The following is a 14,020-nucleotide window of genomic DNA, read 5'->3' on the forward strand; positions in this document are numbered from 1 at the left end:
CGCCGTTCCGCCGCACTGTGACGTGTGGCACGATGCGGGGCACCCACCGGCACAGCCCTCACAGGAGACACTTCTCTCGTGCAGCACCCCGCCGTTCCGGAACTCGCGCACACCACCACCCGACCCATCCACTGGGTCGCCACCGCGGCCGCAGTCTCCGGCGTGGTCGCCCTGACCTCCCTGTTGCAGCCCGGCTCCGCGACCGCGGCCCAGCCCCAGGCCCGCACCAAGGCAGCCCCGGCCGCGGTCGTGCCCCCCGACCCCGCCAAGGCCCGCTTCCCCCTCGACTGCGGCCCCACCCGACTCCTCGTCGAGAAGAAAGCCACCGGCGACCTCGACGGCGACGGCCGCCCCGAGACCGTGGCCGTCGTCCACTGCGACGCGAGCATGGGCACCCCGCCCGACGGCGTCTACGTCCTGACCCAGGGCGCCGACCGCACCGAACCCCGGGTCGTCGCCACCCTCGTCGACCCCAAGGACCGCCTCACGGTCACCGGCTTCGCCGTCCACGGCGCCGCCGTCGCCGCGACCCTGCTCGGCTACTCCTCGCCCGACGTACCGAGTTGCTGCCCCGACGTGAAGGACTCCGCCGAATGGCAGTGGAAGGGCGGCGCGTTCATCCGCTCCACCGCCTCCGCCCCCCGGTCCGTGTGACCCGCGTCACCGCTTCCCGGACCCGCGGCCCATGGCCGCCCGGGGGCACCCGGACGTCGACCGGGCGAACGCGGTGTGAGAAAACAGACATGAATGACAGTCTGTGGTCGTACGATCACTCGGCGTCCGGGCCGAAGACCTCCACCCTGTCCGAAACCCGGCGCACATGGATGCACTCACCGGGACACTCCCGCGCCGAGTCCACCACATCCGTGAGAAGCGGCAGCGGCACGGGGGTTGTGGCCCCCGGGGCCTGCAGAAGCTCGTCGTCCGGCCCCTTCACATAGGCCAGGCCGTCGATGTCCAGCTCGAACACCTCGGGCGCGTACTGGGCACAGATGCCGTCACCGGTACACAGATCCTGGTCGATCCAGACCTCCAGCGCCTCGCCGTCGACTCCGGCCTGCTGCACGGTCATCTCTCCTGCCGTTTCCTGCGCAGAGCCGCCCCGGGAATCCGGCGAGCCCTGACGGGTGTTGAACACCCCGAGCCTACCTTCGGCGGCTTCCCAATCATGTTCGGTGGGTATTCCCCTGGCGTGAGGGAGAGCGCAAGGGTGAAGATCGGACACACCCCGACAGTCTTTGTGATCTAGGGGTTTCAATCGACACCCACCCAGGTAGGGTCTGGAAGCGTCCAGCTCCCCTTGGAGGAGGTGAGGACCGTGGCAGCCCACGACGACGACATTAACCGCGGCATCCGCCCGGGACGAGGGTCCGAGGACCCGGCCGGGCAGATCGCCTACCTTGAGCAGGAGATCGCCGTCCTGCGACGCAAGCTCGCCGACTCTCCGCGACACACGAGGATTCTCGAAGAGCGGATCGTCGAGTTGCAGACCAACCTGGCCGGCGTGTCCGCACAGAACGAGCGGCTCGCCAACACGCTCCGTGAGGCCCGCGACCAGATCGTGGCCCTCAAGGAGGAAGTCGACCGGCTCGCCCAGCCGCCGGCCGGCTTCGGTGTCTTCCTGCAGGCGAACGAGGACGGCACCGCCGACATCTTCACCGGGGGCCGCAAGCTCCGGGTGAACGTCAGCCCCAGTGTGGAACTCGACGAGCTCCGCCGCGGCCAGGAACTGATGCTCAACGAAGCGCTCAACGTGGTCGAGGCCATGGAGTTCGAGCGCGTCGGGGACATCGTCACCCTCAAGGAAGTCCTCGAGGACGGCGAGCGCGCCCTGGTGCTCGGGCACACCGACGAGGAACGGGTGGTACGGCTCGCCGAGCCGCTGCTGGACGTCACCATCCGCCCCGGCGACGCCCTCCTGCTCGAACCCCGCTCCGGCTATGTCTACGAAGTCGTGCCGAAGAGCGAAGTCGAGGAACTCGTCCTCGAAGAGGTCCCCGACATCGGCTATGAGCAGATCGGCGGCCTCGCTGGCCAGATCGAGGCCATCCGTGACGCGGTCGAGCTCCCCTACCTCTACCCCGATCTCTTCAAGGAGCACGAACTGCGGCCGCCCAAGGGCGTCCTGCTGTACGGGCCCCCCGGATGCGGAAAGACCCTCATCGCCAAAGCCGTGGCCAACTCCCTGGCCAAGAAGGTCGCCGAGGTGACCGGCCAGGCCGCGGGCAAGAGCTTCTTCCTCAACATCAAGGGCCCCGAGCTCCTGAACAAGTACGTCGGCGAGACCGAGCGGCAGATCCGCCTCGTCTTCCAGCGAGCCCGGGAGAAGGCCGGCGAGGGCACCCCCGTCATCGTCTTCTTCGACGAGATGGAGTCCCTCTTCCGCACCCGCGGCTCCGGCGTCAGCTCGGACGTGGAGAACACCATCGTCCCCCAGCTGCTCGCCGAGATCGACGGCGTCGAAGGACTGCAGAACGTGGTCGTCATCGGCGCATCCAACCGCGAGGACATGATCGACCCCGCGATCCTGCGCCCCGGCCGCCTCGACGTGAAGATCAAGATCGAACGCCCGGACGCCGAAGCGGCCAAGGACATCTTCGGGAAGTACCTCACCGAGAGCCTCCCCCTGCACGCCGACGACGTCAGCGAGCACGGAGGCGACAAGGGCGCCACCGTCCAGGGCATGATCCAGACCGCCGTGGAACAGATGTACGCCGAGTCCGACGAGAACCGCTTCCTCGAGGTCACCTACGCAAACGGCGACAAGGAGGTCCTGTACTTCAAGGACTTCAACTCCGGCGCCATGATCGAAAATATTGTCGGCCGCGCCAAGAAAATGGCGATCAAGGACTTCCTCGAACACAACCAGAAGGGCCTCAGGGTCTCCCACCTCCTCCAGGCGTGTGTGGACGAGTTCAAGGAGAACGAGGACCTGCCCAACACCACCAACCCCGACGACTGGGCACGGATCTCCGGAAAGAAGGGCGAGCGGATCGTCTACATCCGCACCCTGATCACCGGAAAGCAAGGCGCAGACACCGGACGCTCCATCGACACGGTGGCAAACACCGGTCAGTACCTGTAAAGCGCAGGGCGGCTGCGGGTGCCCTCATCGGGTACCCGCAGCCGACGCATTTCCGGACACGGCCGGAGCAAGGCAATGACGCAAATGATCTCCCCACCAGCGCAAAGGCGTTCTAGGCTCTTTCGTACCGCCGCGTCGCGCCGTGCGGGGACGGGCACCGCACGCGCACCGGAGCACCAGCGGTACTTGAGCGCCGCCCCCGACCGAGGGCGCCGCCTGGCAAGGAGGGCCGCATGACCGTACGGCGAGTAATGGGCATCGAGACGGAGTACGGCATCTCCGTCCCCGGCCACCCCAACGCCAATGCCATGCTCACCTCATCCCAGATCGTCAACGCCTACGCGGCGGCGATGCACCGGGCCCGCCGGGCCCGCTGGGACTTCGAGGAGGAGAACCCGCTGCGGGACGCGCGAGGCTTCGACCTCGCCCGCGAGGCCGCCGACGCCAGCCAGCTCACCGACGAGGACATCGGTCTGGCCAACGTGATCCTCACCAACGGCGCGCGACTGTACGTCGACCACGCACACCCCGAATACAGCGCCCCCGAGGTGACCAACCCCCGGGACGCCGTCCTCTGGGACAAGGCCGGCGAACGGATCATGGCGGAAGCCGCGGAACGGGCCGCCCAGCTTCCCGGAGCCCAGCCGATCCACCTCTACAAGAACAACACCGACAACAAGGGCGCCTCCTACGGCACGCACGAGAACTACCTGATGAAGCGGGAAACCCCCTTCTCGGACATCGTGCGCCACCTCACGCCCTTCTTCGTCTCGCGCCAGGTCTTCGCCGGCGCCGGACGCGTCGGCATCGGCCAGGACGGTCACGAACACGGCTTCCAGCTCAGCCAGCGCGCCGACTACTTCGAAGTCGAGGTCGGCCTCGAGACGACACTCAAACGGCCCATCATCAACACACGGGACGAACCCCACGCGGACGCGGAGAAATACCGCCGCCTCCACGTGATCATCGGGGACGCGAACCTGTCGGAGATCTCGACCTACCTCAAGCTGGGCACGACCGCCCTGGTCCTGTCGATGATCGAGGACGGCTTCATCGCCGTCGACCTCGCCGTCGACCAGCCCGTACGCACCCTCCACCAGGTCTCCCACGACCCCGGTCTGAAGCGCCTCGTCACCCTCCGCAGCGGCCGCACGCTCACCGCCGTGCAGCTCCAGATGGAGTACTACGAGCTGTCGCGCAAATACGTCGAGGAGCGCTTCGGCGCCGATGCCGACGACCAGACCAAAGACGTGCTGGCCCGCTGGGAGGACACGCTGAACCGCCTGGAGCGGGACCCCATGAGCCTGGCCTGCGAACTGGACTGGGTCGCCAAACGGGAGCTCATGGAGGGGTACCGGCGCCGCGACGGCCTCGACTGGGACGCCGCCCGGCTCCACCTGGTGGACCTCCAGTACGCCGACGTGCGGGCCGAGAAGGGCCTCTACAACCGCCTGGCGGCCCGTGGCCGCATGAAGAGGCTCCTGGACGAGTCCGAGGTCGAGAGGGCCCGCACCAAGCCGCCAGAGGACACGCGTGCCTACTTCCGCGGCCGCTGCCTCGAGCAGTACGCCGATGACGTGGCGGCGGCGTCCTGGGACTCGGTGATCTTCGACCTCCCGGGCCGGGACTCCCTGCAGCGCGTCCCAACCCTCGAACCGCTTCGCGGAACGCGTAATCACGTCAAGGAGCTCCTGGATCGCTGCCGTACGGCGGAAGACCTGGTCAGGGTGCTCTCGGGCGGCTGAACGGGTACCGGGCGGCTCCACCGGGCAGGGTAGTAAGACCCGGTGCCCGGGAATCATCGAGGCGGTCCCCGTACGTTGGAGCAACTACGGGGCCGATGTCAGACCGGGCTTGTAGGGTCTGATCATCACCGATCGGCAGGAATGCCGACCATGTCGGGCGAACTGAGCGGGGTGAGGGTTATGGCGACCAAGGACACCGGCGGCGGACAGCAGAAGGCCACGCGCTCCACCGAGGAGACCGAGGAGCAGGCGCAGGACGCGCAGGCCCAGGGCGACCTCAAGGAACGGCACGAGAAGCTGAGCGACGACGTGGACTCCGTCCTGGACGAAATCGACGACGTCCTCGAGGAAAACGCTGAGGACTTCGTGCGCTCCTTCGTGCAAAAGGGCGGGCAGTAGACTGCTTTTCCCTTCGATTCGAAGGTGTGTGTGGCGAGGGTCAGGGTTGGCGAACAGGCCGGAGGTGAAGCGCTGCGGGCGGTGCGGCGAGTTCAAGCCGCACGCAGCCTTCGCCGTCGGGAGGGCCGCTCCCGACGGCTTGCGGCACCACTGCCGTGCATGCGGGGCTGAATCGGATCTCAGGCGTCGGCGGACCCATGGGCAGGACGGTTCCGCTGCCTGGAGCTGTGCCGCAAGGCCACAAGAGCACGGCCTCACCGAAGCCGAACATGACCAGCCGATCGCCTCCCGGGGAGGTGCCTGCCGTGTCCGTCCGGTGACGCCGGCGACCCAGGTTGATCACTGTCATGAGACGGGTAGGGTCCGTGGCGTACTGTGCTTCAACTGCAATTCCGGCCTCGGCCTGTTGGGGGACGCCCCCGAAGCGATATACCGAGCTGCCGACTACCTGGAAGGAAACGCGTGGAAGCCAACCCTCGTAGCACCGGGCGTCTACCGGCCGCCTTCCTGACGCCTGGCTCGTCGTCCTTCATGGACTTCCTCGCCGAGCACCAGCCCGAGCTGCTGCCCGGCAAGCGCCAGCTGCCGCCGACCCAGGGTGTGATCGCCGCCCCGCACGGCACGACGATCGTGGCCACGACGTTCCCGGGGGGCGTCGTGCTCGCGGGTGACCGTCGCGCGACCATGGGGAATGTGATCGCCCAGCGGGACATCGAAAAGGTCTTCCCGGCGGACGAGTACTCCGCGGTGGGGATCGCCGGCACGGCCGGTCTCGCCGTGGAGATGGTGAAGCTGTTCCAGCTGGAGCTGGAGCACTTCGAGAAGGTCGAGGGTGCGCAGCTGTCCCTGGAGGGCAAGGCCAACCGCCTGTCGACCATGATCCGTTCCAACCTCGGCATGGCGATGCAGGGCCTGGCCGTGGTCCCGCTCTTCGCCGGCTACGACGTGGACCGGGACAAGGGCCGTATCTTCTCGTACGACGTGACGGGCGGCCGCTCCGAGGAGCACGGCTACGCGGCCACGGGCTCCGGCTCGATCTTCGCGCGGGGGGCCCTGAAGAAGCTCTTCCGTGAGGATCTGACCGAGGAGCAGGCCACGACCCTGGTGGTCCAGGCCCTGTATGACGCGGCAGACGACGACTCGGCGACCGGTGGTCCCGATGTCGCCCGCCGGATCTATCCGGTCGTCACCGTGATCACCGAGGACGGTTTCCGCCGGCTGACCGAGGACGAGGCGGGTGAGATCGCCCGGGCGATCCTGCAGCGTCGGCTCGAGCAGCCGGACGGTCCGAAGGCCGCCCTGCTCTGACGCCGGTCCCGGCTGTTATCAAGGTGATCGAGTGACTTCGACAGAAAGGGACGGATAACCGGTGTCGACGCCGTTCTATGTCTCCCCCCAGCAGGCCATGGCCGACCGGGCGGAGTACGCCCGCAAGGGCATCGCGCGCGGCCGCAGTCTGGTCGTGATGCAGTACGCCGACGGCATCGTGTTCGTCGGTGAGAACCCGTCCCGTGCACTGCACAAGTTCAGTGAGATCTACGACCGGATCGGTTTCGCGGCGGCCGGCAAGTACAACGAGTACGAGAATCTCCGCATCGGCGGCGTCCGCTATGCCGATCTGCGGGGTTACACCTACGACCGGGACGATGTGACCGCGCGCGGTCTGGCGAACGTGTACGCCCAGACGCTGGGCACGATCTTCTCGAGTGCGGCGGAGAAGCCGTACGAGGTGGAGCTGGTGGTCGCCGAGGTGGGGGAGACCCCGGAGGGCGACCAGATCTACCGTCTGCCGCATGACGGGTCGATCGTGGACGAGCACGGCTCGGTGGCGGTGGGCGGCAATGCGGAGCAGATCAGCAGTTTTCTCGATCAGCGCCATCGGGACGGGATGACCCTGGCGGAGGCGCTGAAGCTGGCGGTGCAGGCGCTGTCCCGGGACACGAACGGCAGTGAGCGGGAGATTCCCGCGGAGCGCCTGGAGGTCGCGGTGCTGGACCGTACGCGTCCGCAGCAGCGGAAGTTCAGGCGGATCGTGGGCCGTCAGCTGTCGCGGTTGCTTCAGGCGGACGGTGCGTCGACCGCCGCGGAGGCGGAGGCCGAGTCCGCGGAGGGTGAGGACGAGGAGTGACGGCGCGTCGCGCTCCGCGAGGTGCGTGACGTCGTTCGGGTGCATTGCCGCGTGCCCCGGCCTTTTCGGGCCGGGGCACGCGGCGTTGTGTGTGGGGGGCACGCGGCGTTGTGTGTGGGGGGCGGGAGGCCGGTGGTGACGTGTCAGGCGCCGGGGGGCGCCGTGGAGCCCCGTACGACGAGTTGGACGGGGATGTCGCCCTGCTCCGGCGGGTGGCCCTCCAGGACGGCGAGGAGGGCTTGCATGCCTCGTTCGCCGAAGAGTTCCGCGTCGAGGCGGACGGTGGTGAGCTCGGGGTCGAGGGCGGTGGCGAGGGCGAGGTCGTCGAGGCCGGTGACGGAGAGGTCGTCGGGGATGCGCAGGCCGAGGCGGCGGGCGGCCTTGTAGGCGCCGGCGGCGAGTTTGTCGTCGTCGCAGACCAGGGCGGTGGGGCGGGGGCCGGGTGCGGCGAGGGCGGTTTCGGCGGCGGTGAGGGCGTCCTCGATGGAGATGGGTGCGCGGGTGGTGCGCAGGGTGGTGCCGGGGGTTTCGGCGAGGCGTGCGGCGAGTTCCCGTTCCCGTATGCGGAAGGTCCATGAGGGGACGTCCGCGGCGAGATGGAGGAAGCGGCGGTGGCCGAGGGCGAGAAGGTGGTCGGCCACTTGGCGTACGCCGTCGGCGATGTCGAGGTTGACGGTCGCGGCGCCGAGGCTGCCGTGGGGGTCGCTGTCGAGCATGACGAGGGGGAGCTGGTCGCCGTGGATGGCGGTGAGCGCGTCGGCGGCCATGGAGGAGGCGATCACACCGTCGAGGGCCGCCTGGGCGGAGTGGAAGGGGTCTCTGGCGGGGCCGATGCCTTCGGGGGAGGGGTAGAGGACGACGCCGAAACCGTGCCGGGCGGCGACGCGGGCGGCGCCGGTGTAGACGCCGGCGAAGAACTCGGTGGTCAGGGCGGGGACGACGAGGAGGACGGTGCGGGTCCGGCCGAGACGGAGGTTGCGTGCGGCGAGGTTGGGCCGATAGCCGAGTTCGCGGGCGGCCTGGCGTACGCGTTCGGCGGTGGCCGCCGAGACGCGTCCGCGCCATTTGTCGCCGAGGACCAGGGAGACGGCGGCCTGGGAGACTCCGGCGGCCTGGGCGACATCGCGGCTGGTGGGTCGCGCGTTACCTGGTGCCACCGTGGGGGCCTGCTCTTTCATCTTCGTCCGGGCTGTCTGGGCTGTCTGGACTCGTGGACAGCGCACATGGTACGTATGGCAGACGACGTTATACGTAAAACGTGAGTGCGACGGCGAGAGGGCGCGGGATGGCCGCGGGTTATCTGGAGATCCTGAGGGCGAAGCACGCGGCGCGACTGCTCGTCGGGACGCTCGTGGGCCGGCTGCCGAACGCCACCGCGGCGATCGCGGTGGTGCTCTTCGTACGCGCCCAGGGCGGTACCTACAGCCTCGCGGGCGCGCTCGCCGCGGTCTACGGGGTGGCGAACGCCGCGGGGCAGCCGCTGCTGGGCCGGCTGGTCGACCTGCACGGCCAGCCGCGCATCCAGCTGCCCGCGGCGCTGGTCTCGGCCCTCGCCATGACCGTGTTCGCCCTGACGGGCGTGGAGCCGCCGGTGGTGGCCTATGCCTCGATGGCGGTCGCAGGGCTGTTCACACCGCCTCTGGAGGGCGGTCTGCGGGCCCTGTGGCCGGTGGTGCTGCGCCGGGAGGAGCAGGTGCACACGGCGTACGCGATGGATGCGGTGGCCCAGGAGGTGATGTTCACCGTCGGCCCGTTGCTGGTGACGCTGTGTGCGTCGGTGTGGTCGGCCCGGGTCGCGCTCGTCGTGCTCAGCGCCGTGGGGGTGCTGGGTGCGCTGTCGGTGGTGGTCTCGCCGCCGTCGCGCGCGTGGCGGTCGGCGCCGCGTGCTGCGCACTGGCTCGGTGCCCTGCGCTCGCCGGGGCTGCTGGCGCTGCTCGGCGCGTTTCTGTTCGTGGGGATCGCCCTCGGTTCCATCACGGTGGCGGCGGTGTCGTATGCCGACGGTCACGGCGGGGACGCGGTGTACGGGTGGCTGATGGCGGGGCTGGGGCTCGGCGCGCTCGTGGGCGGCACGGTGTACGGGGCGCGGCGGTGGCGCGGCGCGCCGGAGCTGCGCCTGCGTGTGCTGGTGGGGCTTCTGGCGGTGTGTTACCTGCCGCTGACGCTGGTGCCCGGTGCGGTGGCGATGGTCCTGCTGACGGCGCTGGCGGGGGTCTTTCTCGCGCCGTGCATCGCCTGCGCGTTCATCATCGTGGACCGGCATGCGCCGAGGGGCACGGTCACGGAGGCGTTCTCGTGGCTGGTGACGACGTTCACGGTGGGTGCGTCGGTCGGCACGGGCGTGGCCGGGCCGGTGGTGCAGGCGGGTGGTGCCCTGTGGGGCTTCGCGGTGCCGGGTGCGGCGGGGGCGGTGTCGTTGCTGGTCCTGCTGGCCTCCGGGCGGGTCCTCGCAGCTCCCCCGGAGGGTGCGGTGGTTGCGTCTTCATCGGAAAATGATCCGAACCGTGCCGTCGAACCCCGTTTCAGCTCGGAGGATCGGGCGTAATGTTCACTCATGGACCGCCGCATTTTCGGGCTGGAGAACGAGTACGGCGTCACGTGCACGTTCAGGGGACAGCGCCGCCTGTCGCCTGACGAGGTGGCGCGGTACCTCTTCCGCCGTGTCGTGTCATGGGGCCGGAGCAGCAATGTCTTTCTGCGCAACGGCGCCCGTCTCTATCTCGACGTGGGCTCACATCCGGAATACGCAACACCCGAATGTGACAATGTGATCGAACTGGTCACCCACGACAAGGCCGGCGAGCGCATTCTCGAGGGACTGCTGGTCGACGCCGAACGCCGCCTGCACGAGGAGGGAATCGCGGGCGACGTCTACCTCTTCAAGAACAACACGGACTCGGCGGGCAACTCCTATGGTTGCCATGAGAACTACCTGGTGGCGCGGCACGGGGAGTTCTCCCGGCTCGCGGACATCCTGATCCCCTTCCTGGTGACGCGGCAGCTGCTGTGCGGCGCCGGCAAGGTGCTGCAGACGCCGCGGGGCGCGGTGTACTGCGTGAGCCAGCGCGCCGAGCACATCTGGGAGGGCGTCAGCTCGGCGACCACACGTTCCAGGCCGATCATCAACACGCGGGACGAGCCGCACGCCGACGCCGAGCGCTACCGTCGTCTGCACGTGATCGTCGGCGACTCGAACATGTCCGAGACGACGATGCTGCTGAAGGTCGGCGCGACGGACCTGGTGCTGCGCATGATCGAGGCGGGCACGGTGATGCGCGACCTCACCCTGGAGAATCCGATCCGGGCGATCCGCGAGGTCAGCCATGACATCACGGGCCGCCGCAAGGTGCGCCTGGCGAGCGGCCGTGAGGCGTCCGCCCTGGAGGTCCAGCGGGAGTACTACGAGAAGGCCGTGGACTTCTGCGAACGCCGCGGTATTCGTACGGGCACGGTCGAGCAGGTTCTGGAGCTGTGGGGCCGTACGCTCGACGCGATCGAGTCGGAGGATCTGGACCGGATCGGTACCGAAATCGACTGGGTGATGAAGTACAAGCTCATCGAGCGGTACCGGGCGAAGCACAACATGACGATGTCGCATCCGCGGGTCGCCCAGATAGACCTCGCCTATCACGACATCCACCGTCGTCGCGGCCTGTACTACCTGCTGGAGAAGAAGGGGCAAGCCGCCCGGATCTGCAACGACTTGAAGATCTTCGAGGGCAAGTCGGTCCCGCCGCAGACCACTCGGGCCCGGCTGCGCGGCGACTTCATCCGGCGGGCGCAGGAACAGCGCCGTGATTTCACGGTCGACTGGGTGCACCTCAAGCTGAACGACCAGGCGCAGCGCACCGTGTTGTGCAAGGACCCGTTCCGCTCGGTGGACGACCGGGTGGAGAAGCTGATCGCGGGAATGTGAGCGACGCGTTCGGCCGTCGAGAGCCGGAACGCAACGCGGGGCGTCGTACGTTTGCCGTACGGCGCCCTTCGCACGCCGTAGAGTTGCGCGCACGCCAACCATCAAGATCGACCGATACGAGGCCCCATCGTGCGCCGACGCTCGTTGCTCCTAGCCGCCCTGCCCGCCGGACTGGTCACGCTCGCCGGATGCGGTGACAACAAGTCAGGCAAGGGCAAGACCGGCACCAGTCCGTCCCCCTCGGCCTCGGCTCCGTCCGCCGCCCCGGCGCCGAAGATCGTCGAAGGGCCGCTGCCGGCGATCACTGCCGGGACCAGGTTCGGCGAGAAGCCGACCGTGGCCAAGGGCCCCGGCACCCCGTCCAAGGATCTGGCGGTCAAGACGGTGATCGCGGGCAGCGGCCCGACGGTCGCGGAGAACGACTACATCCAGGCGCACTACCTGGGCCAGATCTGGGACACGGCGAAGATCTTCGACAATTCGTACGACCGTAGGACGCCGCTGGTCATCCAGCTCGCCCAGGGCGGCATCATCGACGGCTGGCGGTATGCGCTCCCGGGCCGCAAGGTGGGCAGCCGGGTGCTGATGGCCGTGCCTCCGACCTGGGGCTATGGCTCGCAGGGCAATTCGGAGGCGGGCATCAAGGGCACCGACACGCTGGTGTTCGTGGTGGACATCAAGAACACGTTCAACTCGAAGAGCTCGGCCAAGGGCAAGATCGTCCCGCAGAACGACGCAAAACTGCCGAAGGTCGGCACCAACACCGACGGCTCGGCACCGTCCATCGAGGTCCCCAAGGTGAAGCCCCCGACGGGGCTGGTCGCGGACTACGTGATCGAGGGGAGCGGCGAAGCGGTCGCGGCGGACAGCACCGTGCTGGTGCAGTACAAGGGTGTGCTCTGGGACACCGGCAAGGAGTTCGACTCCACCTACGGCCGTGGGCAGCTGACCTCCTTCTCCTTGCAGCAGGTCGTCAAGGGCTGGGCGCAGGGGCTCACCGGCAAGAAGGTGGGCAGCCGGGTGCTCGTCGTCGTACCGCCGAAGCTGGGATACGGCGACAACCCGCCCCAGGGCAGCGGCATCAAGAAGGACTCCACGCTGGTCTTCTCGGTGGACATCCTGGCGAAGATGTAAACCCTCGCGGCGATGTGAGAGTGTCGTTCTTGCCGCAATGGCCTCAACCCGAACAAGCAGGAGCTTTTGACGTGAGCATCGAGAAGCCCGAGATCGACTTCCCGGGCGGCGAGCCCCCGGCCGACCTCGAGATCCAGGACATCTGGGAGGGCGACGGCCCGGAGGCCAAGGCCGGCGACACCGTCTCCGTCCACTACGTGGGCGTGGCTTTCTCCACCGGCGAGGAGTTCGACGCGTCCTGGAACCGGGGCGCCCCGCTGAACTTCCAGCTCGGTGTCGGCCAGGTCATCAAGGGCTGGGACCAGGGTGTGCAGGGCATGAAGGTCGGCGGCCGCCGCCAGCTGATCATTCCTCCGCACCTGGCCTACGGCGACCGCGGTGCCGGTGCCCGTATCAAGCCCGGCGAGACGCTGATCTTCGTCTGCGACCTGGTCTCGGTCTGACCCGGACCCTGATCGCCCACCCCGCCCGGAGGGCCCAGGTGCCCGGGACGGCCGGGAGTGGTGTGGTGGGGCGCCGTATGCGGTCGGAAGCGATCATCTTGCGCCCATGCCCGTGCGGGCATGGGCGCTCGGCTTTTGCCCTGCCCCGTGCGAGCGGTACGGTCGTCGGTCGTAAGCACCATAGGGAGGCGAAGGGCGTCGATGGCCATTGCCAAGGCCGAGCGGCTGATGAACCTGGCGCTGTGTCTGCTGGGGACGCGGCGGCCGCTCAGCAAGCGCGAGCTGCGCGAGTCCATCGAGGCCTATCTCGAAGCGGGGTCGGACGACTCCTTCAACCGCATGTTCGAGCGCGACAAGGACGATCTGCGCGAGCTGGGCCTGGTCATCGAGACCGTGGAGAACCTGGATGGTGAGATCGGCTATCTCGCCCGCCGCGACAGCAACCGCCTCCCGCCCATCACCCTCGACGCCGAGGAGGCCGCCGCGCTCGGTCTCGCCGCGAAGGTGTGGCAGCAGGCCCGGCTCGCCGGTGCGGCGAGCGGTGCCCTGCAGAAGCTGCGCGCCGCAGGCCTGCCCGAGGACGTCGACCCGTACGAGGCCCATGGCGCCCTGGAGCCCCGCATCCCCGTGCACGAGGCGGCGTTCGAGCCGCTGATGCTGGCCTGCCGCGACCGCCGCCCCGTGGTCTTCGACTACCGCAAGGCCACCGCCGCCCGCCCCGAGCCTCGGCATGTCGAGCCCTGGGCGCTGGAGTGCTGGCGCGGCCACTGGTACCTGGCCGGCTGGGACCGCGACCGGGGCGCGGAGCGGGTCTTCCGGCTGTCCCGGATCACCGGCAAGGTGCGCAGCCGCGGCGGCGGCTTCACCGCACGGGTGCCGGACGTGGTGACCGTCCGGGAGACCGTCGCGAGCTGGGCGGGGGAGAGCGCGGACCGCTCGGCCCGGATCCGGCTGCGTACGGGCGCGGGGTACCCCCTTCGGGCGAAGGCCACCGCCGTACGGGAACTCGGCGAGGGCTGGGACGAGTTGGAGATTCCGTACGGGCACGGCCTGGACGCCTGGCTGGTCGAGTTCGGGCCCGACGTCGTCGTCCTGGAGCCCGCCGAGCTGCGGGCCGATGTGGTGGACCGGCTGCGTGCCGTGGCCAAGGGCTGAGGGGGAGACGGAGCA

Annotated in this window: 14 protein-coding genes; 12 read left to right on the plus strand and 2 right to left on the minus strand. The window is 68.8% G+C overall.

The features are described 5' to 3' along the window. The first annotated feature begins 78 nt into the window (after positions 1-78). On the plus strand, positions 79-654 hold the full coding sequence (locus tag LZ604_RS29725) for a hypothetical protein (protein ID WP_234518895.1): 576 nt from the start codon (positions 79-81) through the stop codon (positions 652-654). 115 nt (positions 655-769) lie between these two features. Here LZ604_RS29725 and LZ604_RS29730 read toward each other — a convergent pair whose 3' ends face one another. Beyond that, entirely contained in the window at positions 770-1,072 is a 303-nt protein-coding gene (locus tag LZ604_RS29730; RefSeq protein WP_234518896.1) for a ferredoxin, read from the minus strand. 246 nt (positions 1,073-1,318) lie between these two features. Between LZ604_RS29730 and arc the strand changes: the two genes are divergently transcribed. From arc to prcA, 6 genes are all read left to right on the plus strand, one after another. Beyond that, positions 1,319-3,085, plus strand: a complete 1,767-nt coding sequence (arc, locus tag LZ604_RS29735) for a proteasome ATPase (protein WP_234518897.1) — start codon at positions 1,319-1,321, stop codon at positions 3,083-3,085. A gap of 233 nt (positions 3,086-3,318) precedes the next feature. Further along, positions 3,319-4,830 (plus strand): depupylase/deamidase Dop, encoded by a 1,512-nt coding sequence (gene dop / locus LZ604_RS29740; RefSeq protein ID WP_344411833.1) that lies wholly within the window; start codon positions 3,319-3,321, stop codon positions 4,828-4,830. A 180-nt stretch (positions 4,831-5,010) separates the two neighbouring features. After that, positions 5,011-5,229 carry a ubiquitin-like protein Pup gene (locus tag LZ604_RS29745; RefSeq protein WP_234518940.1) on the plus strand — a complete coding sequence of 73 codons (219 nt, stop codon included), beginning with the start codon at positions 5,011-5,013 and terminating at the stop codon, positions 5,227-5,229. 64 nt (positions 5,230-5,293) lie between these two features. After that, on the plus strand, positions 5,294-5,740 hold the full coding sequence (locus LZ604_RS35850) for an endonuclease domain-containing protein (protein ID WP_308283685.1): 447 nt from the start codon (positions 5,294-5,296) through the stop codon (positions 5,738-5,740). Beyond that, positions 5,692-6,537, plus strand: coding sequence for a proteasome subunit beta (gene prcB / locus LZ604_RS29755; protein ID WP_234518899.1), 846 nt, complete (start codon positions 5,692-5,694; stop codon positions 6,535-6,537). Before LZ604_RS35850 ends, prcB begins: the two co-directional genes overlap by 49 nt. Before the next feature lie 61 nt (positions 6,538-6,598). Continuing rightward, positions 6,599-7,357: a proteasome subunit alpha gene (prcA, locus tag LZ604_RS29760; RefSeq protein ID WP_234518900.1), complete on the plus strand. Its 759-nt coding sequence runs from the start codon at positions 6,599-6,601 to the stop codon at positions 7,355-7,357. A 143-nt stretch (positions 7,358-7,500) separates the two neighbouring features. Here prcA and LZ604_RS29765 read toward each other — a convergent pair whose 3' ends face one another. After that, entirely contained in the window at positions 7,501-8,514 is a 1,014-nt protein-coding gene (locus LZ604_RS29765) for a LacI family DNA-binding transcriptional regulator (protein WP_234518901.1), read from the minus strand. A gap of 128 nt (positions 8,515-8,642) precedes the next feature. Here LZ604_RS29765 and LZ604_RS29770 point away from each other — a divergent pair, with 128 nt between their 5' ends. From LZ604_RS29770 to LZ604_RS29790, 5 genes are all read left to right on the plus strand, one after another. Next, positions 8,643-9,902: an MFS transporter gene (locus LZ604_RS29770; protein ID WP_234518941.1), complete on the plus strand. Its 1,260-nt coding sequence runs from the start codon at positions 8,643-8,645 to the stop codon at positions 9,900-9,902. Positions 9,903-9,911: 9 nt separating this feature from the next. Further along, positions 9,912-11,273 (plus strand): Pup--protein ligase, encoded by a 1,362-nt coding sequence (pafA, locus tag LZ604_RS29775; RefSeq protein WP_019754142.1) that lies wholly within the window; start codon positions 9,912-9,914, stop codon positions 11,271-11,273. A gap of 129 nt (positions 11,274-11,402) precedes the next feature. Continuing rightward, complete coding sequence (locus LZ604_RS29780) at positions 11,403-12,407, plus strand: FKBP-type peptidyl-prolyl cis-trans isomerase (RefSeq protein ID WP_234518902.1); 1,005 nt, start codon at positions 11,403-11,405, stop codon at positions 12,405-12,407. Positions 12,408-12,478: 71 nt separating this feature from the next. Continuing rightward, on the plus strand, positions 12,479-12,850 hold the full coding sequence (locus LZ604_RS29785) for an FKBP-type peptidyl-prolyl cis-trans isomerase (RefSeq protein ID WP_234518903.1): 372 nt from the start codon (positions 12,479-12,481) through the stop codon (positions 12,848-12,850). A gap of 201 nt (positions 12,851-13,051) precedes the next feature. After that, positions 13,052-14,005 (plus strand): helix-turn-helix transcriptional regulator, encoded by a 954-nt coding sequence (locus LZ604_RS29790; RefSeq protein WP_234518904.1) that lies wholly within the window; start codon positions 13,052-13,054, stop codon positions 14,003-14,005. The last annotated feature ends 15 nt before the right edge of the window (positions 14,006-14,020 follow it).

The sequence above is a fragment of the Streptomyces glomeratus genome (genome assembly GCF_021462825.1).
Taxonomy (GTDB): Bacteria; Actinomycetota; Actinomycetes; order Streptomycetales; family Streptomycetaceae; genus Streptomyces; species Streptomyces glomeratus.